The following is a 22,811-nucleotide window of genomic DNA, read 5'->3' on the forward strand; positions in this document are numbered from 1 at the left end:
GGGCTCCTGGCCGAGCCCTCAACGGCCCCTGCGGACCTATTCGGCCTCGCTGAAGGTCACTTCGACCCCGCCCACCAGGTCGGAGGCGACGTTGTAGATGACGGATCCGAGCGTGGAGAGAGCGGTGATCAGGACGACGTTCACCGCGCCGAGCAGGGCGGTGTAGCCGAGGATCCTCACGGGCTCGAACCACGACTTGATGTCGATGCCGCTGGTCGTCTTCCCGTCGGGAACGGTGAGCTGCGTCACGGTGTTCACGATCGAGTCGAAGACGCCGAGCGCCGACAGAACGCCGTACAGGACGGCGACGGCCACGAACAGCACCACGAAGCAGACGAGCGAGACGACGAAGCTGAACTTCATCGCCGACCAGGGCTCGATCCTGCGCAGCACCAAGTGGGCCTTGCGGGGAGCCTTGACCGGCGAGGGCTTGTCGCGTTGCTCGGTGCGTCCGAGGGCCGGCTCCGGGGTGGACAGGGCCGACACGGCCCCGAGACCGCCCTGCTTGGACCCGGAACCCGAGGCGGACTTCCCGGCACCGGGACGTGAGCCGGGCTGCGAAGCGCCGCCCGCACCCGGTACGCCTCCGGAACCGGGCCGGGTACCTGGCTGCGGCGCGCCGCCGGGCCGGGGGCTGCCGGAACCCGGTTGCGGTGCGCCGGGCCGGGGGCTGCCGTCCGGGCCCGGCCTCGGGGTGCTGTCGGGGCGGGGTCGTGGAGCGCCGCCGGCACCCGGCCTCGGGTTGGCATCAGGGCCGGGGCGCGGAGTGGTCGACGGGCCCACGGGCGTCGCCGGAGCCGAGGCTGGCGGGGCCGGCGGCTTCTGAGCGGGCCTGGTCGGGCCGCCACCCGGGCCGTCAGGAGAGGGCGACCAGGAATTGTCGGGAACCGACGAGGAACGGATGCGCAGGGTCGCGTCTCCGTTCTCGCCGTCACCGCCAGGGGTCACCGCGTCATCGTCACTGGACACGACGACAACCCTGTCATCACTCGGGCCGGCCGGAGGTCGCGCCGTGCCCGTACTTTCCGAGGAGTTCACGCTCTCCGTCACCTGATTGCGAGTGGAGGAGTTCACCGAGGAGGCGGGGCGGACCCCCTTGGGCGGGTTCCGCTTTCGATTTCCCGAAGTACTGGGCGATTTACCGGAATCACCGATACCACCGGAGTTGGCCTGAGGGCTCATTCCTCCTCATCCCCCCCGTTGTCCTCGCTTTCCAGCGCTTCGGCGTTGCGGGCGAGGGCAACCACGCTGTCTCCCTCCGAGAGGTTCATCAGACGCACTCCCATGGTCTGGCGGCCGGACTGCTTGATCTCGCCCGCGCTGGTGCGGATCACCCCGCCTGCGGAGGTGATAGCGAACACCTCGTCCTCGGGACTCACCATTACTGCTCCGACCAGCTTGCCACGAGCACTGACAATCTTTGCAGTCAGCACACCCTGCCCGCCCCTACCTTGAACGGGATACTGATCCACCGGAGTGCGCTTCGCATACCCGCCCTCGGTCGCGATAAGCACGTCGGCGCCGTCGCTAAGGACGTTCATCGCCAGCAGCTCGTCCCCATCGAGGAACCTCATGCCGATGACACCGCTGGTCGCGCGGCCCATCGGGCGCAGGGCCTCGTCGGAGGCGGTGAAGCGGATGGACTTGGCGCCCCGGGACACCAGCAGGATGTCGTCCTCTTCCGAGACCAGCTTGGCGGCGATGACCTCGTCGTCCTCGCGGAGGTTGATCGCGATCAGGCCACCCGACCTGGGGGAGTCGTACTCGGAGAGCCGGGTCTTCTTCACCAGGCCGCTGCGGGTCGCCAGCACGAGGTAGGGCGAGACCTGGTAGTCACGAAGATCGAGGATCTCCATGACGTGCTCGTCGGGCTGCATCGCCAGGAGGTTCGCCAGGTGCTGGCCGCGCGCGTCACGGCCGGCGTCGGGGAACTCGTACGCCTTGATCCGGTAGACGCGGCCCTTGTTGGTGAAGAACAGCAGCCAGTGGTGGGTCGTCGTGACGAAGAAGTGCTCGACGATGTCGTCCTGCCGGAGCTGCGCGCCGCGCACGCCCTTGCCGCCGCGCTTCTGCGCCCGGTAATGGTCGGTCTTGGTGCGCTTGGCGTAGCCGCCACGGGTGATCGTGACGACCATGTCCTCCTCGGCGATGAGGTCCTCAATGGACATGTCGCCGTCATAGGCGATGATCTCGGTCTTGCGCTCGTCGCCGAACTTGTTGACGATGTCGCCGAGCTCGTCGGCCACGATCTGCCGCTGCCGCGGCTCGGAGGCCAGGATCGCCTGGTATTCGGCGATCTGCGTCATCAGCGCCTCGTACTCGTCGATGATCTGCTGGCGCTCCAGCGCGGCGAGCTTGCGCAGCTGCATGTCGAGGATGGCCTGCGCCTGGATGTCGTCGATCTCCAGGAGCTCGATCAGCCCGCCGACCGCCTGCGCCGCCGAGGGCGACCTGCGGATCAGCGCGATGACCTCGTCCATGCGGTCCATGGCCTTGAGCAGACCGCTCAGGATGTGGGCGCGCTCCTGGGCCTTGCGCAGGAGGTAGCGGGTCCGGCGGACCACGACCTCGATCTGGTGGGCGACGTAGTACTTGACGAACTGGTCGAGGCGGAGCGTCCTCGGCACACCGTCGACCAGCGCCAGCATGTTCGCGCCGAACGTCGTCTGGAGCTGGGTGTGCTTGTAGAGGTTGTTCAGCACGACCTTGGCGACGGCGTCACGCTTGAGGACGATCACGAGGCGCTGGCCGGTGCGCGAGGAGGTCTCGTCGCGCACGTCGGCGATGCCGGTGATCTTGCCGTCCTTCACCAACTCGGCGATGGTCAGCGCAAGGTTGTCGGGGTTGACCTGGTACGGCAGGGCCGTGACGACCAGGTTCTGCCGGCCCTTGGCGTCCTCCTCGACCTCGACGATCGCCCGCATGGTGATCGAGCCGCGCCCGGTGCGGTAGGCGTCGTCGATGCCGCGGCGGCCAACGATCAGCGCGCCGGTGGGGAAGTCGGGGCCCTTGACCCGGGCGATCAACGCTTCGAGGAGCTCCTCGTCGGTCGCCTCGGGGTGCTCCAGGCACCACTTGACGGCCTCGGCGACCTCGCGCAGGTTGTGCGGCGGGATGTTGGTGGCCATGCCGACCGCGATGCCGGCGGCGCCGTTGACCAGCAGGTTGGGGAACCTCGCCGGCAGGACGATGGGCTCCTGGGAGCGCCCGTCGTAGTTGGGCTGGAAGTCGACGGTCTCCTTGTCGATGTCACGGAGCATCTCCATGGCGATCGGCGCGAGCCGGCACTCGGTGTACCGCATGGCGGCGGCCGGGTCGTTGCCGGGCGAGCCGAAGTTGCCCTGGCCGTCGACCAGCGTGTAACGCAGCGCCCAGGGCTGCGCCAGTCGTACGACGGTGTCGTAGATCGACGCGTCGCCGTGCGGGTGGTAGGAGCCCATCACGTCGCCGACGACGCGGGAGCACTTGAAATATCCGCGGTCGGGCCGGTAGCCGCCGTCGTACATGGCGTAGAGCACACGCCGGTGTACTGGCTTCAGACCGTCACGCACGTCGGGCAGCGCCCGCGACACGATGACCGACATCGCGTAGTCCATGTAGCTGCGCTGCATCTCGGACTGGATGTCGACGGGTTCGATGCGGTCAGCGGGAGGTCCCGGCGGGATGTTCACTTCGGTCACGAGTGGTATGTCCTTTTGGAAGATGAGTCTCTACGGCTGCCGCTACACGTCCAGGAATCGGACATCCCTTGCGTTTCTGATGATGAACGATCTCCGTGCCTCGACGTCCTCACCCATGAGCACGGTGAACATCTCGTCGGCCTGGGCCGCGTCGTCGAGCGTGACCTGAAGAAGAACCCGGGTCGCCGGGTTCATCGTGGTCTCCCAGAGCTGGGAGGCGTTCATCTCGCCCAGACCCTTGAAGCGCTGGACACCGTCGTGCTGGCGCGGGTCACGCCGGCCCTGGTCGATGCCACCCTGGATGATGGCGTCCCGCTCGCGGTCGGAGTAGGCGTAACTGGCGTCCTCGCCCTTCCTGTCCCACTTGATCTTGTAGAGCGGGGGCTGGGAAAGGTACACGTGGCCCGCCTCGATCAGGGGGCGCATGAAGCGGAAGAGCAGCGTCAGCAGCAGCGTGGTGATGTGCTGGCCGTCGACGTCGGCGTCCGCCATCAGGATGAGCTTGTGGTAGCGGAGCTTCTCGATGTCGAACTCGGCGTGCACACCCGTGCCGAGAGCGGTGATCAGCGCCTGGACCTCGTTGTTCTTGAGGACCCGGTCGATGCGGGCCTTCTCGACGTTGAGGATCTTGCCGCGGATCGGGAGGATGGCCTGGAACTTGGGATCGCGGCCACCCTTGGCCGAGCCGCCGGCCGAGTCGCCCTCGACGATGTAGAGCTCACACTTCTCGGGCTCGGTCCACTGGCAGTCGGCCAGCTTGCCGGGGAGCCCTGAGCCCGCCTCCAGCAGCGACTTGCGCCGGGTGAGGTCACGGGCCTGGCGCGCGGCGATGCGGGCGCGGGAGGCCTGAAGGGACTTGCTGAGGATCTCCTTGGCCTCGCCGGGGTTCCGCTCGAACCAGTCGCGGATGTAGTCGTTGCACGCCTTCTGCACGAACGACTTGGCCTCGGTGTTGCCGAGCTTGGTCTTGGTCTGGCCCTCGAACTGCGGGTCGGCCAGCTTCACCGAGATGATGGCGGTCAGGCCCTCACGGATGTCGTCACCGGTGAGGTTGTCGTCCTTGCCCTCCTTGAGGAACTTCTGCTCCCGGGCGTAGCGGTTGACGATGGTCGTCAGCGCCGCGCGGAAGCCCTCCTCGTGGGTGCCGCCCTCGGCGGTGTTGATCGTGTTGGCGAAGGTGTAGACCGACTCGCTGTAGGAGGCGTTCCACTGCATCGCGATCTCGACGGAGATGCCGTCGCCCTCGGACTCGAAGTCGATGACCGAGCTGTGGACGGCCTCCTTCTTGGAGTTGATGTGCTTGACGAAGTCGGAAATACCGCCCTCGTAGTGATAAGTCACGATGGTGGGGTCACCGTTGACGTGATCCGGCCGCTCGTCGCGGAGGATGATCGTGAGCCCCTTGTTCAGGAAGGCCATCTCCTGGAACCGGCGCGACAGCGTCTCGAAGTTCCAGGTCGTGGTCTCGAAGATCGTGCCGTCGGCCCAGAACGTGATCGAGGTGCCGGTCTCGTCGGTCGGCTCGCCCTTGACCAGCGGACCGGTCGGCTTGCTCTCGGAGTAGGACTGCCGCCAGTAATGGCCTTCGGTCCTGATCTCGACCTCAAGGCGCGAGGACAGGGCGTTGACGACCGAGACGCCGACGCCGTGCAGGCCGCCGGAGACGGCATAGGACTTGCTGTCGAACTTGCCGCCCGCGTGCAGGACGGTGAGGACGACCTCGACGGCCGGGCGCTCCTCACCGGGGACGATGCCGACAGGGATGCCGCGGCCGTTGTCCACTACCCGGACGCCGTTGTCGGCGAGGAGGGTGACCTCGATGTGATCGGCGTGCCCCGCGAGTGCCTCGTCGACGGAGTTGTCCACAACCTCTTGGACGAGGTGGTGGAGGCCACGCTCACCCGTCGAGCCGATGTACATGCCAGGGCGCTTACGAACCGCCTCAAGTCCTTCGAGAACGGTGATTGAGCTAGCGTCGTAGGACAAGTGCGAAATCCTCCTGCCGCGGACACGCGGCAGGGAAGACCAACAATCGGCTGCCCCTGCCGTGCCCGTCACCGTCGTGAGTGCCTCGATGCGACCACCCAGGGAGATCGGCGCGCGGCCGGGGGTGACTCGCATGCGGACGTGTCCGGAATCCGATTTCATTCTACCGGTCAGAAGCGCATCAGGTGGCATTGACGGCCGCTGTGATGGCCTGTCGGGCGTTGGATGTGCTCTAGAGCATCCCCCCACGGGGAAGGGGGTCACTACCGCCAACGTGATTCTGATCGGTTTCCCCGGGGGTCTCCACCTGAGTTTCGCTGATCGGACGACCCTGTGAAGCCCGGCTCAGCCGTAGGTGTCACCCGGGCCGCGGCTGCCCGTCACCCGGAGCCCGCCCGTCGGCCTTGGCCCGTTCTGGGGGCCGCGCACCTTCACCCGGCGGACCGTGCCGTCTCCGAGCTCCTCGTTCAGGCGTCTGACCAGGGTGGATGCCAGCAGGCGCACCTGCGTGGCCCAGGCGGTGGAGTCGGCGACGACCAGGACCTCCCCGTCGGCGAAGGTCTCCGGCTTGGTGTGGGCCGCCAGATCGGGCCCGACGATCTCGTGCCAGCGCCCGAACACCCCTCCGACGGCCAGCGGCTGCTCCCACCCCCGGTCGGCGAGAAGGTCGCGGATGGCACGGCCGAAAAGCTGTGGATCGCCGGCGTCGCGCCGGACGGAGGACCGGCGGCGAGGCTCACGGCGGGGGAGTTGCCCGCGCCTGGCCGCGTCGGCCTTCGCCTGGGCGAGCTTCTCGCGGGCCATGGCGGCCCCGCGCGCCGCGACCCCGTCGGGGGACTGGATTCCTGATGGCTCACCTGACACGGGTGACGCTCCCTTCCGCGACGTCGAACCGGGCACCGGCGAGCTGCGCGGGGACGTCCTCGGGCACGGCCGCGGTGATCAGGACCTGCTCGGCGGGCGCCACGATCTCGGCCAGGCTGCGGCGCCTGCGGCTGTCGAGCTCGGCGAACACGTCGTCGAGGATCAGCACAGGATCGCCGCCCTCGGCCCTGAGCAGGTCGTACGCGGCGAGACGCAGCGCCAGCGCGAACGACCAGGACTCGCCGTGGCTGGCGTAGCCGCGCGCGGGCAGGTCGCCGAGACGCAGGAGCAGGTCGTCGCGGTGGGGCCCGACGAGCGTCACACCGCGCTCCAGCTCGGCCTGCCGTACCTCGATCAGGCTCGCGCGCAGCGCCTCCTCCAGCCCCGTGCGGTCGACCACGGCGGGCCCCGGGACCGCGGACGGCGTCGGGGCCACGACCCCCCGCGAAGCCCCCGGCTCTGTGGACAACGAGTCGCGGTACTCCATGTCGGCGGGGGCCGACGAGGGGGCCAGCAGGGCGTACGCCTTGGCCACGAGCGGGCGGAGCGCCTCGACGAGCTCCAGCCGCGCGGCGAGCAGCTCGGCGCCGTGGCGAGCCAGGTGGGCGTCCCAGACCTCCAGCGTGCTGAGCGCGTCACCGGCGCCGGCCGCGGAGAACCCCGCCTCGGCCTCCTGTCGGCGGGGGCTCTGCCGCCGCCCCGGCCGCGCCTGCATGGCGGTGCGCAGCAGGGCGCCGCGCTGCTTGAGCACCCGGTCGTAGTCGGCCCGCACCCCGGCGAAGCGAGGAGCGCGGGCGACGAGCAGATCGTCGAGGAACCCGCGCCGGTCGGACGGGTCGCCCTTCACGAGCGCGAGATCCTCGGGGGCGAACAGCACGGTGCGGAGCAGTCCGAGGACGTCGCGCGGCCGGGGGACCGGCGAACGGTTGAGCCTGGCGCGGTTGGCCCGGCCCGGGTTGATCTCGATCTCGACCAGCGCGCGGCGGTCGTCGCGGACCACCACGGAACGGATGATGGCCCGCGCGGCGCCCTGCCGCACGAGCGGGGCGTCGGTGGCGACGCGGAAGCTGCCCAGGGTCGCCACATAGCCGAGGGCCTCGACGAGGTTGGTCTTGCCCTGCCCGTTGGGACCGACGAGCGCCGTCACCCCCGGCTCCAGGGCCAGCTCCACGGCGGAGTAGGACCGGAAGTCGGTCAGCGACAGATGGGCGACATGCACCCCACGAAGGTTAGTGGGCCACTACGACAACATCTGCACAACCGGCATCCGACGCCAAATCCGTGCCATGGGCAGCACCGGGCACGGGCTCAGAGGACGTCTGAGGGCGATCGTGGCGCCGAGGAGACATCCGGGGTGCCAGAGAGGGCGCCGGGACCGGTACGGGGACGTGCGGGCCCGCCGCCGGCCCTCGTACGGCGATCAGTGCCGGGACGGCCCGGCGGCCTCAGCGCTGCGCTTCCAGGGGAGGAGTGACGTCCGCGCCGGGAGCGTCGGCGCCCTTGGCGTGCTGGCCCTCGGCGGAGGAGACGGCGTGGCCGCCGAACTGGTTGCGCAGGGCCGCGACCATCTTCATCGCGGGAGAGTCCTCCTGGCGCGAGGAGAAGCGGGCGTACAGCGCGGCCGTGATGGCCGGCAGGGGCACCGCGTGGTCGACCGCGGCCTGGACGGTCCAGCGGCCCTCGCCGGAGTCCTCGGCGTAGCCCTTGAGCTCCGACAGGTCGGCGTCGTCGTCGAGCGCCCGTACGAGCAGGTCGAGCAGCCACGAGCGGATCACCGTGCCGGTGCGCCAGCTCCTGAACGCGCCCGGCACGTCGGTGACGATGTCGGTGGCCTCCAGCAGCTCCCAGCCCTCGGCGAACGACTGCATGATGCCGTACTCGATGCCGTTGTGGACCATCTTGGCGAAGTGGCCGGCGCCCACGGTGCCCGCGTGGACGAAGCCGTCCTCGCCCTCGGGCTTGAGCGCCTCGAAGATCGGCATGAGCTTCTGGACGTGCTCGGCGTCGCCGCCGACCATCAGGGCGTAGCCGTTCTGGAGACCCCAGACTCCGCCGCTGACGCCGACGTCGACGAACCCGATGCCCTTGGGCTCAAGCTCCTCGGCGTGCTTCTTGTCGTCGAGATAGTGGGAATTGCCCCCGTCGATGACGACGTCGCCCTCGGAGAGCAGCTTGCCGAGCTCCTCGATCGTCTTCCTGGTCGGCTCGCCGGCCGGGACCATGACCCAGACCACGCGGGGGGCCTGGAGCCGCTCGACCAGCTCCTGCAGGCTGCCGGCGTCGCTGGCCTTGGGATCGCGGTCGTAACCGATCACCTCATGGCCGGCGCGGCGGAGCCGCTCGGCCATGTTGCCGCCCATCTTGCCCAGCCCGACCATGCCGATCTGCATCCCAGCCACCCCTCGTGAAGGTCTCCATCATCCACGACGCAACGCACGCGCCATACCCCGCCCCGCCGGGTCCAATCAGGCGGACGACGGGGATCCTAACTCGACAGGCGGATGGGCATGATGAGGTAGCGGTAGTCGGGCGTGAGGCCGTCGTCCACAGGCTTGCCACCGGTGAGGATGGCCGGCTTGGTGGACGTGGTGAACTGCAGCCGGGCCACGTCGGAGTCGATGGCGCCGAGGCCTTCGAGCAGGAACTGGTGGTTGAAAGCGATGTTGATGTCGTCGCCTTCGAAGTCGACCGGGAGCACCTCGACGGCCTGCGCCTCGTCGCCGCTGCCGGCCTCCAGCACGACCTCGCCCCCGTGGAAGGCCAGGCGCACCGGGGTGTTGCGCTCGGCCACCAGCGCGACGCGCTTGACCGCCTCGACGAAGGCCGAGGTCGCGAGGTCGGCGTGGGCGGAGAACTCCGTGGGCAGCAGCGAGCGGTACTTGGGGAACTCGGGGTCGAGAAGGCGGGTGGTGGTGCGGCGGCCCGCGCTGGAGAACCCGATCATGCCTTCGCCGGTGCCGCCCGTGGAGCTGAGGGCGATCTCGACCTCGGCGCCCGTGGTCAGCGACTTGGCCGTGTCGGCGAGGGTCCTGCCGGGGATCATCGCGATGGACGAGAAGTCGGGCTGGTCGGGCTGCCACTTCAGCTCGCGCACGGCGAGCCGGTAGCGGTCGGTCGCGGCGAGGGTCACGGTCTCGCCCTCGATCTCCATGCGGACGCCGGTGAGCATGGGCAGCGTGTCGTCCTTGCCCGCGGCGACGGCGACCTGGGCGACGGCGGAGGAGAAGATGTCGCTGCCGACCCGGCCCGCGGCCGGGGGCATCGCCGGCAGCGAGGGGTAGTCCTCGGCGGGCATCGTCAACAGGGTGAACCTGGCGCTGCCACACGTGACGACGGCCTTGGCACCCTCGACCAGGAAGTCCACAGGCTGTGCGGGAAGGGCACGGGTGATCTCGGCGAGCAGGCGGCCGGACACGAGCACCAGGCCCGGGTCACCGGTCTGCAGCTCCAGGGTCACCTCGGCGGAGACCTCGTAGTCGAAACCTGAGAGCTTGAGCTGCTGCTGGTCGGTGACCTCCAGCCGCATGCCGGCGAGCACCGGCACGGACGGCCGCGCGGGCAGGCTGCGTGCGGTCCACGCGACCGCCTCTGCGAGCACGTCTCGGTCGACACGGAACATCACGTGGATCCGCCTCCTGTTGGTTCGTCTGTGTCTTGATCGCGGTCTTCATCCCGGCTCGACTGCTCCGCGCCGTTGATTCAAGTGTTCACCCTCCCGCACGGGAGGACCGCCAGAACCCTTCTATGGGTCTTGAGTTCTTAATAGAGAGAGATACAGGTCATCTCATTAGGGGGGGTGGATACTGTGGAAGTCTAATATCTTCGCAGCTCAGCGGCGGTTTTTTGTCCACCGGCCCTGTGGGTGGGCGGTGCATTTCCGCGCGCGGCCTGGGGACAACCGAGCGTTGCGCACAGGCCGTCCCCAGTTTGGGGGGTCTTCATCCACCGGTCATCCACGAGGTTTCCACCGGTTATCCACGGGGTAAGAGCAGTGCTCCGGGTCGCCGTCCGACCCTACCCACAGGGCGTCCCCAGGTCGTCCACCGGTAGTCCCCAGGTCTTCCCCAAGTTGTCCCCAGAGTTGTCCCCAGGCCGCGGACCGGCGCGAACCGGCCGTACGCTTGCTTGGTTGCGCTTCTTGGGCGGTATTCGTGGTATTCACCGGCACTGTGCCCTGATCCACAGAGATATCCACAGGCTGTGGATCATCAGGCGTTGCGTGAGTTCTGCTTGATGCGGTTCGTCAGCTCTGTGACCTGGTTGTACATCGACCTGCGCTCGGCCATCAGCGAGCGGATCTTGCGTTCGGCGTGCATGACCGTCGTGTGGTCACGTCCGCCGAACTGCTGGCCGATCTTGGGGAGTGACAGGTCGGTGAGCTCGCGGGCGAGGTACATGGCGATCTGACGGGCCGTCACCAGCACGCGCGAGCGGGAGCTCCCGCAGAGGTCGTCGATCGAGAGCCCGAAGTAGGCCGCGGTCTGCGCCATGATCGTGGCGATCGTGATCTCGGTGCTGGAGTCCTCGGTGATGAGGTCCTTCAGCACGACCTCGGCGAGTTGCAGATCGACCGACTGACGGTTGAGGCTCGCGAAGGCCGTGACGCGGATGAGCGCGCCCTCCAGCTCGCGGATGTTCGTGGAGATCTTGCTCGCGATGTATTCGAGCACGTCACCGGGGGCCGCGAGGCCTTCCTGGATCGCCTTCTTGCGGAGGATCGCGATGCGCGTCTCCAGCTCGGGCGGCTGGACGTCGGTGATCAGACCCCACTCGAAGCGGTTGCGGAGCCGGTCTTCCAGGGTCACCAGCTGCTTGGGAGCCCGGTCGCTGGAGATGACGATCTGCTTGTTGGCGTTGTGCAGCGTGTTGAAGGTGTGGAAGAACTCCTCCTGCGTCTGCTCCTTGCCCTCCAGGAACTGGATGTCGTCCACAAGCAGGATGTCGACCGCGCGGTATCTGGCCCTGAACCCGTCGGCCTTGTGGTCGCGGATCGAGTTGATGAAGTCGTTGGTGAACTCCTCGGAGCTGACGTACCGCACCCGGGCCCCGTCGTAGAGCCGCTGCGCGTAGTGGCCGATCGCGTGGAGCAGGTGGGTCTTGCCCAGCCCCGAGTCTCCGTAGATGAACAGCGGGTTGTACGCCTTGGCCGGCGCCTCGGCGACCGCGACGGCGGCCGCGTGCGCGAAGCGGTTCGACGCGCCGATGACGAAGGTCTCGAAGGTGTACTTGGGGTTCAGCCTGGCGGGCTCGCTGGGCTTGCCGCCACGGCTGTCCCACCGGTTCTGCACAGGGCGGTCGTAGGTCTCGGGCTCCTGCCGGGGGCGCGGCGCCTGGCTCTCCGGCCTGCCGGAATACGGGGGTTGCGCCCCATATCCCCCGGTCTGCTGAGGGTACTGCTGCGACGCGTCGCCCCGGGGGTAGGCCTGAGGGGACTCGCCACGGGGGTACGGCGGCTGGGCCTCGCCGCGCGGGAACGGCGGGGGCGTCTCACCGCGAGGGTACGGCTGCTGGGCGTCGCCACGGGGAAAGGGCTGCGCGGCGTCGCCGCGCTGAAAGGACTGCGACCCGTCGCCGCGGGGGTACGGCTGGGACGGCGGGGCTTCCTGCTGGGGGGCCGGGGGCTGCTCCTGGCCGGCCTGGCCCTGAGTCTGGTAGCCGTCCTGGGGATACGGCTGGGAGGGCACCCCGGGGTTGCCCTGATAGGGCTCCTCGGAGTTGCCCCCATAGGAATAGGAGAAGGGCTGCCCCTGTGGCCGGCCCTGTGGATAGTCGGTGGACGCGCCCTGGTCGGGAAAGGGCTGCTGGCCCATGAGGCCCTGCCTGCCAGGCTGTCCGTACCCGGGCTGCGGTTGTCCACCATGGGGATAACCGGTCGGGGATGCCTGTGGATATCCGTCGGCCCTCGGCTCAGGGTCCTCACCCGCGCCGGTCATCGGGTCGACCATGACGGCCACGCGCATCGGCCGGCCGAACTCCTGCGAGAGCGCCTGCGCGATCAGGGGACGGAGCTTGGTCTCAAGGACGTCCTTGGCGAAGTCGTTCGGCGCCGCGAGGATGATCGTGTCGTTGGCCAGCCCGAAAGGCCGGGTCATGTTGAGCCAGGCGCGCTGCTGAGGCGGGACGCTTCCTTCGGCGAAGCTCTCCAGCGCCCGGGCCCACAACGGACCGAGGTCGACGCCATCCATTGGTCGGCCCCTCCTCCCTTACGCGGCCCCCGCACGCTCGCCGCGATTCGTTATCCACATGAACGCCTGCCGGAGCAAGCTCCGTCGGCGCCGGGCCTCGCGGCTGTCCCCACAGCGTTGTCCGCAGGCTCCTTTCGGCGGTCCACACCGGGTCCACACGCTGTCCACATACGGTCCACACAGTGTCCACAACACTCAGACGTGCGTACAAGCACATCGATGACATGGAGGGGAAAGGTCTGGAGGGCCGACAGTAGCGTTGTGCACATCCCTGTTCAAGACGTTGTCCACAGCCTAGTGGCAGGTTGGGGGCGGCATGGTGCACATACTGTGGACGACGCGGCGGCGGTGGATACAGGGGCTGTGGAATAGTGGATAACCTTGGGCGAGACATGCTGCTCGGCCGTTCTGGTTTGACCTTTGGCCTGTTCGCCCCGTAACGTACGACGGTCGGCTTGTCGCGCGACGGCACTTTGGCGTGCCCACGCATTCGATAGGCCTTGCCCTGTGTGTCAATCGCTCGCACCGTGTGCGGGTGAACTCAAGCCTGGAGCCCACTCGTGAGCAAGCGTACTTTCCAGCCGAACAACCGTCGCCGCGCGAAGACCCACGGCTTCCGGCTGCGCATGCGCACGCGGGCCGGCCGTGCCATCCTCGCCGCCCGCCGTCGCAAGGGCCGCGCGGAGCTCTCCGCCTGACAGCGCGGAGAGCCCGGTGCGTGGTTTCCTCGCCCGTCGGAACTGACCGGCGGGCGATAGCCGTACCCGGGCCCGTGTCCGTCCGAAAGCAGGTCCATTCGTGCTGCCGTCCGCTTCCCGTATGCGCCGTGGCGAGGAGTTCGCGAGCGCCATCCGGGGAGGAAAGCGCGCTGGACGCCCCACCTTGGTCGCCCACCTGAGCACCCGGGGAAACCCGCAGGATCCGCCCTTGGTGGGTTTCGTGGTCAGCAAGGCCGTCGGCGGCGCGGTCGTCAGGAACCGCGTCAAGCGCCGGCTGAGGCACCTGATGCGCCACCGCCTGCACTCCCTACCGCGAGGTAGCCTGCTTGTTGTACGCGCCAATCCACAGGCGGCGTCCGCGCGAAGCGAGCACCTCGCCGCCGAGCTCGACGTCGCGCTGGATCGTTTGATCGGGCGACGGGTGCCTGGGCGACGATCCGATCGTCCGGCCGCGACGGATGGACAGGCATGAGCAGCGGTGACCCGGAGGCGAGAGAGCGGGACGCGGGCGGAGCGAGCCTCCCTCTGCCGAGTGCGACCGTGAGCACGCAGTCTCCGGAGATCTCTCCGGCGGCCCGGGTCCTCATGCTCCCGATCCGGTTCTATCGAGCCTTCATAAGCCCCCTCCTTGGGCCGCGATGCCGCTTCGAACCATCCTGCAGCGCCTACGGCCTCGAAGCGATAGCCGTCCACGGCGCGTTGCGGGGGCTGTGGCTGACCTCCAGGCGAATCGGGCGTTGCCACCCCTTCCACCCGGGAGGTTACGACCCGGTGCCTCCGCGCCCGGTCCGGTCCCACGACGAAACGCAAGGGAGCTAGCTCGGTGGAGCTGTCATTCCTGGAGCCGCTGTATACAGCGGTCGCTACGGTGATCGCCTGGATTCACGCGGCTTACAGCGTCATCATTCCCCCAGACAACGGGCTCAACTGGGCCCTCACCATCATCACGCTGACCGTGCTGATGCGTCTGCTGATCTTCCCGCTCTTCCTCAAGCAGATGCGCTCGTCGAAGAAGATGCAGGAGCTCGCCCCCAAGGTGCAGGAGCTTCGCAAGCGGTACAAGAACGACAAGCAGCGCATGAACCAGGAGGTCATGAAGGTCTACCAGGAGGGGGGAGCCAACCCCCTCGGTGGCTGCCTCCCCGTGGTGGCGCAGTTCCCGATCTTCATCTCCGTGTTCACCGTGCTGAGGGCGATCGCCGAGGACAAGGCCGCCCACGGCATGACCCAGCAGCTCGTGGACAGCGCTCGTGCCGGGCACATCTTCGGGGCGCCGATCCCGGCGACGTTCTTCACCAGCTCCGCCGAGATCCACGCCTTCGGCGCCGACCCCATCCTCACGAAGATCGTCCTTGGCATCTTCGTGGCGATCAGCTCGACCACGACCTTCCTCACGGTGCGCCAGAGCGTCACCCGGTCGATGGCGCAGATGCCGGACAACCCCATGGCGCAGCAGCAGAAGATCCTGATGTACATCTCGCCGCTGTTCGCGATCTTCAGCTTGAACTTCGCGCTCGGGCTTATCCTTTACTGGGTCACCACCAACCTGTGGACCCTCGGTCAGCAACACTGGTTCTACAGCCGGCATCCGATGCCGGTCGTCGACGCCAAGGGCAACGTGGTGGAGCCTGAGCCCAAGCCAGGGCTGCTGAGCAAGATCCTGCCGAGCAAGGCCGCCAAGGAGCCCGAAGACGCTCCGCAGCCGGAGCCCGAGCAGAAGGTCATCCGCCAGCAGCCCACCCGGCAGCCGCGCAGCAAGCGCACAGGTACTAAGAAGCCGTAGCCGGTTGTCTTGAAGGAGAGTCCGGACGTGACCGAAGTCAACGAGGAGCAGGCCCCCCAGGCCGCCGCGCCCGACATCGCCGCCCTCGAACAGGAAGGTGAGATCGCGGCCGACTACCTCGAAGGGCTGCTGGACATCGCCGACCTCGACGGCGACATCGACATGGACGTCGAAGGCGACCGCGCCCTCGTGTCCGTCGTCGACATCAAGGGAAGCGACCTCGTCGGTGCCAACGGTGAGGTGCTGGAGGCGCTGCAGGAGCTCACGCGTCTCGCCGTGCACCGCCGTACGGGCGAGCGGTCGCGCCTGATGCTGGATGTCGCGGGCTACCGCCAGGGGCGCCGCGTGGAGCTGAGCAAGCTCGGCGCCAAGGCCGCCGAGGACGTCAAGCGCTCAGGAGAGGCGAAGTCCCTCCAGCCGATGACGCCCTTCGAGCGCAAGATCGTGCACGACGCCGTCGCGGCGGCGGGGCTGAGGAGCGAGTCCGAGGGCGAGGAGCCCGAGCGTTTCGTCGTCGTCCTGCCCGCGTAGCGCCGCCGCCCGTCCGCCGCAGGGGGTTTCCGGCAGGGTGGGGTGAGACCCTTCCCGCTCGGGGCCGGAGCGATCGCCAGACGTGCGCATTCAGGCCGCCGATCCATCGGATCGGCGGCCCTTCGGCTTTCCAGGCTCTCCTGGTCGAGGCGAGGCCGGGCTTCCGATGCGTCTCCTCCGTTCTAACGGTCCCGTCGTGTCGGTCGGCGGTGGCCTTCTCCCGGTTTCCGGAATCTCGTACTCTTCTTGAGCCGCCCATTGCCTTCGCCATTCCCTGCGTGCCGCAGGGCGTTCCTGCGTGCTCGTCCAGGTGCGGGGGCTCGCGGCCCGCGGTCCAGAGACCCGGTAGCGACAGGACATACGGCTCCAGGTCGTACGACCGACGCGTCGCAGGCGGGGAGGAGTGCCAGGACGGCTACCCTTACGCGGAGATGTTGTGACCGTTCTAGTTGAGTGAGTGATGGCGGAAAGCGACGAACTGCCCGACGCGCCCGCTGTGGCGCGCGAGGTTTTCACCGGTGAGGCCTGGCCCCGGGCCCAGGCGTTCGCGGAAATGCTGGCCGGCCCCGGCGTGGTGCGGGGGCTTCTCGGGCCGAGGGAGATCCCTCGAATCTGGGACCGGCACCTGCTGAACTGCGCGGTGGTGGCGGAAGCGGTGCCCGAGGGTGCCCACCTCGTCGACATCGGCTCCGGCGCGGGGCTTCCGGGCATCGTCCTGGCGATCGTACGGCCCGACGTGCGGGTGACCCTCCTGGAGCCCCTTCTCCGCAGGACGACGTTCCTCAGGGAGTGCGTGGACGAGCTGAAGTTGACCAACGTGGAGGTGGTGCGCGGGCGCGCCGAGGAACTGGCGGGGAAGCAGGTCTTCGACGTCGCTTCGGCTCGCGCCGTGGCGCCGCTCGACCGTCTTCTGTCGTGGTCGATGCCACTTCTCAGGGAGGGCGGCCAGCTTCTGGCGATGAAGGGAGAGCGTGCGGCCGAGGAACTGGACGCCGCCGCGCGGCAATTGCGGTCCTATGGTGCTGCGACCGCCGAGCTTGTCACGGTCGGGCGCGGTAAGGTCGATCCGCCCGCGACTCTCGTCCGGGTGGTCGCCGGACACTCGCCAGCTCGAATTGCGCAGGGTACGCGGCGCCGACGGAAGAGGTGACGGTTATGCCGGATGCGGCAGGCGGCCTTGGCTGGCCGGTCGGTCATGTCTCCTCTTCTGGCGGCAGGCCTTCGGGTCTCGGCTGGCCTTCCTCCCCTGCTGCTGCCACGCCGGTTGAAAGGACGACGACCGTGTCACAGCCCCCCCTTAACCCCGGCGATTCGCCGCTGGTCCGAGAGGCGCTCAGCTCAGTGGTTTCACGTGAAACAGCTCCATCCGCTCCCGTGGCCGCCGCTTCCATCGGCTATTCCTCACCCATGCAGGAGGGCGACTGGCCCCGCCCTCCCAAACAGCGCGTCATCACCATCGCCAACCAGAAGGGCGGCGTCGGCAAGACCACGACGGCCGTGAACCTGGCGGCCGGGCTGTCGATGCACGGCCAGCGAGTGCTCGTCGTCGACCTGGACCCGCAGGGCAACGCGTCGACCGCCCTGTCGGTGGAGCACCGGGGCGACATCCCCTCGGTCTACCACGTGCTGGTCGATGACCTCGCCCTCGGGGAGATCGTCAGCCCGGTCCCCGACATGCCGAACCTCTACTGCGCGCCGGCGACCATCGGCCTGGCCGGCGCCGAGATCGAGCTGGTGTCGCTGGTCGCCAGGGAGGCCCGGCTCAAGCGGGCCCTGGAGGCGTTCGACACGATCGAGCTCGACTACATCATCATCGACTGCCCGCCCTCGCTCGGACTGCTGACCGTGAACGCCATGGTCGCGGCGGAGGAGGTGCTCATCCCGATCCAGTGCGAGTACTACGCGCTGGAGGGGGTCAGCCAGCTCCTTCAGAACGTGGAGCTCGTCCGCGTCCACCTGAACCAGGCGCTCCGGGTCTCCACGATCCTGCTCACGATGTACGACGGCCGTACGCGACTGGCCTCGCAGGTGGCCGAGGAGGTCCGTACGCACTTCGGTGACACGGTGCTCAAAACGGTGATCCCGCGCAGCGTCCGCGTGTCCGAGGCGCCCAGCTACGGTCAGTCCGTGCTGACCTACGACGCGGGCTCCAGCGGTGCCATGGCCTACATGGATGCGGCGAGGGAGATCGCCTTCCGCGCCGCGGCGATGGCGGGAAGCTGACCCCGCCCGGCAGCGGTACTCTCCTGGGAGTGTCCCGCGCCGGGTTCGATCGAACGTCAGGATCAATTAGGACGCGGCGGGCAGAGACGGCGCCGATGGTGGCCGTCTCCCTGCGAGCGGGTTGTCGGCGAGGAGGATTCGTGGCCCAGCAGAGGCGTGGTGGACTGGGGAAGGGACTCGGAGCCCTGATCCCCACCGGGCCGGTCGTCGAGGTTCCGGGTGCGACGGGAGCGGCTCCGGAGACCTCGCCTGCATCGGATGACGGGCTGAGGCCGGTCGCGGGTGCCTACTTCATGGAGATCCCTCTCGAAGCGATCACCCGCAACCCCCGGCAGCCTCGGGAGATCTTCGACGAGGACGCCCTGCGTGAGCTGGCTGACTCGATCCGGGAGGTGGGGCTGCTCCAGCCCATCGTGGTGCGCTCGGTGGGCGGGGGACGCTACGAGCTCATCATGGGGGAGCGGCGCTGGCGCGCCTCCCAGCTCCTCGACCTCAAGGAGATTCCGGCGATCGTCCGGAGCACCCAGGACGACGCGCTGCTGCGCGACGCGCTCATCGAGAACCTCCAGCGGGAACAGCTGAACGCGCTGGAGGAGGCCGCGGCCTACCGGCAGCTCCTGGACGACTTCGGCGCGACCCACGAGCAGCTCGCCCAGCGCGTCGGGCGTTCCCGCTCGCACATCAGCAACACGCTGCGCCTCCTCAATCTCCCCGCCAACGTCCAGCTCAAGGTCGCGGCCGGCACGATCAGCGCGGGCCACGCCAGGGCGCTGCTCGGTCTCAGCGACCCTGCCGCACAGGAGCGGCTCGCCGCCCGTATCTACGCCGAGGGCCTCTCCGTGCGCACCGTGGAGGAGATCGTGTCGATGGGGGAGGCGACCGCGGCCCCCGCTCCCAAGACGCGTCGTGCCAAGGACGCGCCCGAGCCCGCACTCGTGCACCTCGCCACCCGGCTTTCCGATCACTTCGAGACCCGGGTGAAGGTCGACCTCGGCCGGCACAAGGGCCGCATCGTCGTCGAGTTCGCCACCATGGACGACCTTGAGCGCATCATCGGCGCTATGGCCCCCGGCGCGGCCAACTCCATCCGCGCCCTGGACGACTGAGTCCGCGGAGATCTGAAGGCAGGAGTCCTGCGGGTTCACCGGCCAGGCCGGGTTCAACCCGCGGGATCCAGCGGGAGGAAACGGCCTGACCCTTCTCTGCGCCGAAGCATCCGGACGGGGCGCTAGAGGCGACCAGAGAGCACATCCTGAGTGTGGTGGCTTCTCGCTGTTTCACGTGAAACGGCGAGAAGCCACCAACCAGAGGCAATGGACTCCGTCCCAGGCCGGGAGCCCCGGGTATGGACTCTTTACTTCTTCAGGGCCTGACGGATGTCGGCGACGAAGGTGTCCACGTCCTCGGGGGAGGTGTCGAAGGCGGTCATCCACCGCACGACGCCGCTGGGCGCGTCCCACACGTGGAAGAGGTAGCGGGACTGCAACTCGGCGATCGCCCCGGCGGGAAGCGCGGCGAAGACGGCATTCGACTCGACCGGCCATCGGAGGCTCAGCCCGGGGAGATCGGCTACACCGTCCGCCAGCCTGCGCGCCATCGCGTTCGCTTGGGCGGCGTTGCGCCGCCACAGCTCTCCGGTCAGCAGGGCCGACAGCTGCACGGAGATGAAGCGCATCTTCGAGGCGAGCTGGAGCGTCTGCCGCCGGAGATAGGGGCCGGCCTCGGCGAGTTCGGGGCGGAGTACGACGACCACCTCCCCGACCAGGGCGCCGTTCTTGGTGGCGCCGAAACTGAGCACGTCGACTCCGGCATCGGTCGTCAGTTCCCGCAGAGAGCACCCGAGGAAGGCGGCGGCGTTGGCCAGGCGGGCACCGTCCATGTGGAGGAGCATGTCGTTGGCGTGGGCCGTGTCCGCCAGTGCGGCGATCTCGTCCGGTGTGTAGCAGGTGCCGAGCTCTGTGACCTCCGAGATGGAGACCACCCTAGGCTGGACCTCGCTGATGTTGCCCCGGCCGCCGAGCCGCGCGGTCACGTCCCCCGGCGTCAGCTTGCCGTCGGGGGTAGGAACTGTCACGAGCTTGACCCCGAGGACCCGCTCGCTGGCCCCCGTCTCGTGGGTGGCGATGTGCGCCGTGTCGGGACAGATGATGGCCTCGTAGCGGCGTCCCAGCATCATGCTCAACGACACCATGTTGGCGCCCGTGCCGTTGAGGGCCGCGAGGCCGGTGGCGCCGTCGCCGAACTCGGCGCGGATCTGGTCGGCGAGGATGCTCGTCCACCGGTCGTCGCCGTAGGCGGGGGCGTCCCCTGTATTGGCGGCGTTGACGGCGTCGAGTACGGCCGGGTGCGCTCCGGCGTGGTTGTCGCTGGCGAAGCTCTTGGCGTAAAGCGGTTCGATCACGGGGCCAGGCTACGCCGCGCCCGTACAGGCACGCGCGGGACATGGCACCCAAGGGCCGACGGTCCTCGGTCCGTGGCGCGCCAGAGACTCAGGCGCGCCGGACGGCCGCTTCGAGGAGGCCGCGGCAGATGGCGCCGAGGTCCTTGCCCGCGGCCTCCACGGCCATCGGCAGCAGGGACGTCTCGGTCATCCCCGGAGCCACGTTGACCTCCAGGAAGTGCGGCCGGCCGAGCGCGTCGACGATCAGGTCGGTGCGGGAGAGATCCCGCAGGCCGAGCGCGGTGTGCGCGGTGACGGCCAGCTCCGAGCACGCCTCCGCCACCTCGGGCCGGAGCCGCGCCGGAGCGAAGAACTCGGTGTGCCCGGCGGTGTAGCGGGCGGAGTAGTCGTAGACGCCCTCGTCGGCGACGATCTCGACGGGCGGCAGCGCCACAGGCCCGTCCCCGAGGTCGATCACCGAGACCGCGACCTCCACGCCCTCGATGTACTGCTCGACCAGCGCGGTGTCCCCGTAGGCGAAGCAGCCGACCATGGCGGCGGGAAGCTCCTCGGCCTTGCGGACGATGGAACCCCCGAGGGCCGACCCGCCGCGTGACGGCTTGACGAAGAGCGGGAGCCCGAGCCTGTCGATGATGCGCGCCAGCACGGCCGACGCTCCGAGGTCGTGGAAGGTCTCCTTGGGCAGTACGACCGCCTCGGGCGTGCGAACCCCGACAGAACGGACCATCGTCTTTGCGACCGGTTTGTCGTAGGCGATGCGGCAGGCCGCGGGCGCCGCCCCCACATACGGAAGGGAGAGCAGCTCCAGCACCGAGCGGATGGCGCCGTCCTCTCCGCTGCCACCGTGCAGGGTCACGAAGACCACGTCGGGCGGGTCGGCGAGGACGGAGGGCACCAGGCTCGCGTCGGTGTCGCGCGCCTCCACGTCGATCCCGGCGGCACGCAGCACCTCGGTCACGCGGCGACCTGAGCGGAGGGAGACCTCACGCTCGTAGGACAGTCCGCCTGCCAGCACCAGCACGTGGCCGAGATCGCTCATCAAGAACCCTTCTTGCTTCGTGGGACCGGAAAGCGCCCCCCCCGGCGGGCGGGGCGCCTGCCGTACGTCGTCTTCAGGCTAGGTCGGGACCGGGTGTGTCCACGCCGCCGTGGGCGCGCATCGAGCCGGTGCCGAACGTGTCGCGCAGCATCAGCTCCTGCTGGACCACGCCCGCGAGGCGGCGGACGCCCTCGCGGATGCGGTCGGGCTCCGGGTAGCAGTAGGACAGGCGCATGTTCCGCGCGCCCGACCCGTCGGCGTAGAACCCGGTGCCGGGCACGAAGGCGACCCTCTCGGCCACGGCTCGTGGCAGGATCGCCTTGGAGTCGAGCTCCTCGGGCAGTGTCATCCACACGAAGAAGCCGCCGGCGGGCCGTGTCCAGGAGCAGCCGGGCGGCATGAGCGCCTCCAGCGAGCCGAGCATGGCGTCACGACGCTCGCGGTAGAGCTCGCGGAACGACTTGATCTGCTCTCTCCACGGCTGAGTCGCGAGGTACTGCCCGACGGCGAGCTGCGAGAAGCTCGAATGCGACAGCACGGCGGACTCCATCGCCAGCACCAGCTTGTCCCTGACGGCGTGCGGTGCGAGGGCCCAGCCGACGCGGAATCCCGGCGCCAGCGTCTTGGAGAACGACCCGAGATAGACCACCCCATCGGGGTCGTCCGCCCGTAATGCCCGCATCGGGTCGCCGTCGAAGCCCAGCAGGCCGTACGGATTGTCCTCCACGACGAGCACGTCGGCTCGCTGGCAGATGTCCAGCACCTGGTGGCGGCGGTCCGCGCTGAGGGTGACCCCGGCCGGGTTCTGGAAGCTCGGAACGGTGTAGAGGAACTTGACGCGGCGGCCGGAACGCGTCACCGACTCGATGGTCTCCGCGAGCGCCTCGGGGACGAGCCCCTGGTCGTCCATGGCGATGTGCACCACGGACGCCTGGTAGGCGGCGAAAGTGCCGAGTGCCCCGACGTAGGAGGGGCCCTCGGCGAGGACGACGTCGCCCGGGTCGATGAAGATCCTGGTGACCAGGTCGAGGGCCTGCTGGGAGCCGACGGTCACCACGACGTCGTCCGCGCCGGCGTCGATGCCCTCCAGGCGCATGACCTCGCAGATCTGCTCGCGCAGGTGCGGGTCACCCTGGCCGGAGCCGTACTGGAGGGCGACCGTGCCGCGCCGGGCGACGATGTCGGCGACGAGCTCGCCGACGGTGTCGAGGGGAAGGGCCGTGACGTACGGCATGCCGCCGGCGAGCGAGACCACCTCGGGCCTCGAAGCGACGGCGAAAAGAGCTCGGATCTCGGAGGCCACCATGCCGGTTGCCCGTGCGGCGTACCGATCGATGTAGGCGTCGATGCGCGACCCTTGGGCCGCGTTCCTCCGACCGTGATCCTGCTCTTCCGTCACG

At 68.8% G+C, this 22,811-nt stretch carries 19 protein-coding genes; 8 read left to right on the forward strand and 11 right to left on the reverse strand.

Annotation, left to right across the window (positions count from 1 at the left end):
- Positions 1 to 36: 36 nt before the first annotated feature.
- The 8 genes from AB0B89_RS11510 to dnaA all read right to left on the reverse strand — a co-directional run bounded on the left by AB0B89_RS11510 (position 37) and on the right by dnaA (position 12,715).
- The gene (locus AB0B89_RS11510; RefSeq protein ID WP_358551183.1) at positions 37 to 486 is read right to left on the reverse strand and encodes a DUF3566 domain-containing protein; all 450 of its coding nucleotides are present in this window, start codon (positions 484 to 486) and stop codon (positions 37 to 39) included.
- 692 nt (positions 487 to 1,178) lie between these two features.
- Positions 1,179 to 3,680, reverse strand: coding sequence for a DNA gyrase subunit A (gene gyrA / locus AB0B89_RS11515; RefSeq protein ID WP_358551185.1), 2,502 nt, complete (start codon positions 3,678 to 3,680; stop codon positions 1,179 to 1,181).
- 42 nt (positions 3,681 to 3,722) lie between these two features.
- Entirely contained in the window at positions 3,723 to 5,666 is a 1,944-nt protein-coding gene (gyrB, locus tag AB0B89_RS11520; protein WP_358551187.1) for a DNA topoisomerase (ATP-hydrolyzing) subunit B, read from the reverse strand.
- Between the two features lie 345 nt (positions 5,667 to 6,011).
- Positions 6,012 to 6,530, reverse strand: a complete 519-nt coding sequence (locus tag AB0B89_RS11525) for a DciA family protein (protein ID WP_358551189.1) — start codon at positions 6,528 to 6,530, stop codon at positions 6,012 to 6,014.
- Positions 6,520 to 7,749, reverse strand: a complete 1,230-nt coding sequence (recF, locus tag AB0B89_RS11530) for a DNA replication/repair protein RecF (protein WP_358551191.1) — start codon at positions 7,747 to 7,749, stop codon at positions 6,520 to 6,522. The genes AB0B89_RS11525 and recF overlap by 11 nt, the downstream gene beginning before the upstream one ends.
- Positions 7,750 to 7,975: 226 nt before the next feature.
- Complete coding sequence (gnd, locus tag AB0B89_RS11535; protein ID WP_358551193.1) at positions 7,976 to 8,929, reverse strand: phosphogluconate dehydrogenase (NAD(+)-dependent, decarboxylating); 954 nt, start codon at positions 8,927 to 8,929, stop codon at positions 7,976 to 7,978.
- Positions 8,930 to 9,015: 86 nt separating this feature from the next.
- Positions 9,016 to 10,152 (reverse strand): DNA polymerase III subunit beta, encoded by a 1,137-nt coding sequence (gene dnaN / locus AB0B89_RS11540; protein ID WP_358551195.1) that lies wholly within the window; start codon positions 10,150 to 10,152, stop codon positions 9,016 to 9,018.
- 586 nt (positions 10,153 to 10,738) lie between these two features.
- Positions 10,739 to 12,715, reverse strand: coding sequence for a chromosomal replication initiator protein DnaA (dnaA, locus tag AB0B89_RS11545; RefSeq protein ID WP_358551197.1), 1,977 nt, complete (start codon positions 12,713 to 12,715; stop codon positions 10,739 to 10,741).
- 560 nt (positions 12,716 to 13,275) lie between these two features.
- Here dnaA and rpmH point away from each other — a divergent pair.
- The 8 genes from rpmH to AB0B89_RS11585 all read left to right on the forward strand — a co-directional run bounded on the left by rpmH (position 13,276) and on the right by AB0B89_RS11585 (position 19,077).
- Positions 13,276 to 13,413, forward strand: coding sequence for a 50S ribosomal protein L34 (rpmH, locus tag AB0B89_RS11550; protein ID WP_010849920.1), 138 nt, complete (start codon positions 13,276 to 13,278; stop codon positions 13,411 to 13,413).
- 100 nt (positions 13,414 to 13,513) lie between these two features.
- Positions 13,514 to 13,906 (forward strand): ribonuclease P protein component, encoded by a 393-nt coding sequence (gene rnpA / locus AB0B89_RS11555; protein WP_358551199.1) that lies wholly within the window; start codon positions 13,514 to 13,516, stop codon positions 13,904 to 13,906.
- Between the two features lie 113 nt (positions 13,907 to 14,019).
- Positions 14,020 to 14,253 carry a membrane protein insertion efficiency factor YidD gene (gene yidD / locus AB0B89_RS11560; RefSeq protein WP_358551242.1) on the forward strand — a complete coding sequence of 78 codons (234 nt, stop codon included), beginning with the start codon at positions 14,020 to 14,022 and terminating at the stop codon, positions 14,251 to 14,253.
- Between the two features lie 4 nt (positions 14,254 to 14,257).
- Complete coding sequence (gene yidC / locus AB0B89_RS11565) at positions 14,258 to 15,217, forward strand: membrane protein insertase YidC (protein WP_358551201.1); 960 nt, start codon at positions 14,258 to 14,260, stop codon at positions 15,215 to 15,217.
- 27 nt (positions 15,218 to 15,244) lie between these two features.
- The gene (locus tag AB0B89_RS11570) at positions 15,245 to 15,748 is read left to right on the forward strand and encodes a R3H domain-containing nucleic acid-binding protein (protein ID WP_358551203.1); all 504 of its coding nucleotides are present in this window, start codon (positions 15,245 to 15,247) and stop codon (positions 15,746 to 15,748) included.
- A gap of 460 nt (positions 15,749 to 16,208) precedes the next feature.
- Positions 16,209 to 16,898 (forward strand): 16S rRNA (guanine(527)-N(7))-methyltransferase RsmG, encoded by a 690-nt coding sequence (rsmG, locus tag AB0B89_RS11575; RefSeq protein WP_358551205.1) that lies wholly within the window; start codon positions 16,209 to 16,211, stop codon positions 16,896 to 16,898.
- Between the two features lie 257 nt (positions 16,899 to 17,155).
- Positions 17,156 to 17,971 carry a ParA family protein gene (locus tag AB0B89_RS11580; RefSeq protein ID WP_358551244.1) on the forward strand — a complete coding sequence of 272 codons (816 nt, stop codon included), beginning with the start codon at positions 17,156 to 17,158 and terminating at the stop codon, positions 17,969 to 17,971.
- A 140-nt stretch (positions 17,972 to 18,111) separates the two neighbouring features.
- Positions 18,112 to 19,077 carry a ParB/RepB/Spo0J family partition protein gene (locus AB0B89_RS11585; RefSeq protein WP_358551207.1) on the forward strand — a complete coding sequence of 322 codons (966 nt, stop codon included), beginning with the start codon at positions 18,112 to 18,114 and terminating at the stop codon, positions 19,075 to 19,077.
- Between the two features lie 248 nt (positions 19,078 to 19,325).
- On the opposite strand, the gene AB0B89_RS11590 is transcribed toward AB0B89_RS11585, so the two are convergent.
- The 3 genes from AB0B89_RS11590 to AB0B89_RS11600 all read right to left on the reverse strand — a co-directional run bounded on the left by AB0B89_RS11590 (position 19,326) and on the right by AB0B89_RS11600 (position 22,717).
- A complete protein-coding gene (locus tag AB0B89_RS11590; protein ID WP_358551209.1) occupies positions 19,326 to 20,372 on the reverse strand; it encodes a beta-eliminating lyase-related protein in 1,047 nt (348 codons plus the stop codon).
- Between the two features lie 88 nt (positions 20,373 to 20,460).
- The gene (locus tag AB0B89_RS11595; RefSeq protein ID WP_358551211.1) at positions 20,461 to 21,411 is read right to left on the reverse strand and encodes a D-alanine--D-alanine ligase; all 951 of its coding nucleotides are present in this window, start codon (positions 21,409 to 21,411) and stop codon (positions 20,461 to 20,463) included.
- Positions 21,412 to 21,484: 73 nt separating this feature from the next.
- Positions 21,485 to 22,717, reverse strand: a complete 1,233-nt coding sequence (locus AB0B89_RS11600) for a PLP-dependent aminotransferase family protein (RefSeq protein ID WP_358551246.1) — start codon at positions 22,715 to 22,717, stop codon at positions 21,485 to 21,487.
- Positions 22,718 to 22,811: the final 94 nt, after the last annotated feature.

Origin of the sequence: Sphaerisporangium sp. NPDC049002, assembly GCF_040649355.1 — a bacterium.
Taxonomy (GTDB): domain Bacteria; phylum Actinomycetota; class Actinomycetes; order Streptosporangiales; family Streptosporangiaceae; genus Sphaerisporangium.

Bases quoted from the DNA above. Each gene is read 5' to 3' on its own strand.
- dnaA (WP_358551197.1), bottom strand. From the start codon at position 12,715: ATGGATGGCGTCGACCTCGGTCCGTTGTGGGCCCGGGCGCTGGAGAGC.
- yidD (WP_358551242.1), top strand. From the start codon at position 14,020: ATGCTCCCGATCCGGTTCTATCGAGCCTTCATAAGCCCCCTCCTTGGG.
- rsmG (WP_358551205.1), top strand. From the start codon at position 16,209: ATGGCGGAAAGCGACGAACTGCCCGACGCGCCCGCTGTGGCGCGCGAG.
- AB0B89_RS11580 (WP_358551244.1), top strand. From the start codon at position 17,156: ATGCAGGAGGGCGACTGGCCCCGCCCTCCCAAACAGCGCGTCATCACC.
- AB0B89_RS11595 (WP_358551211.1), bottom strand. From the start codon at position 21,411: ATGAGCGATCTCGGCCACGTGCTGGTGCTGGCAGGCGGACTGTCCTAC.
- AB0B89_RS11600 (WP_358551246.1), bottom strand. From the start codon at position 22,717: ATGGTGGCCTCCGAGATCCGAGCTCTTTTCGCCGTCGCTTCGAGGCCC.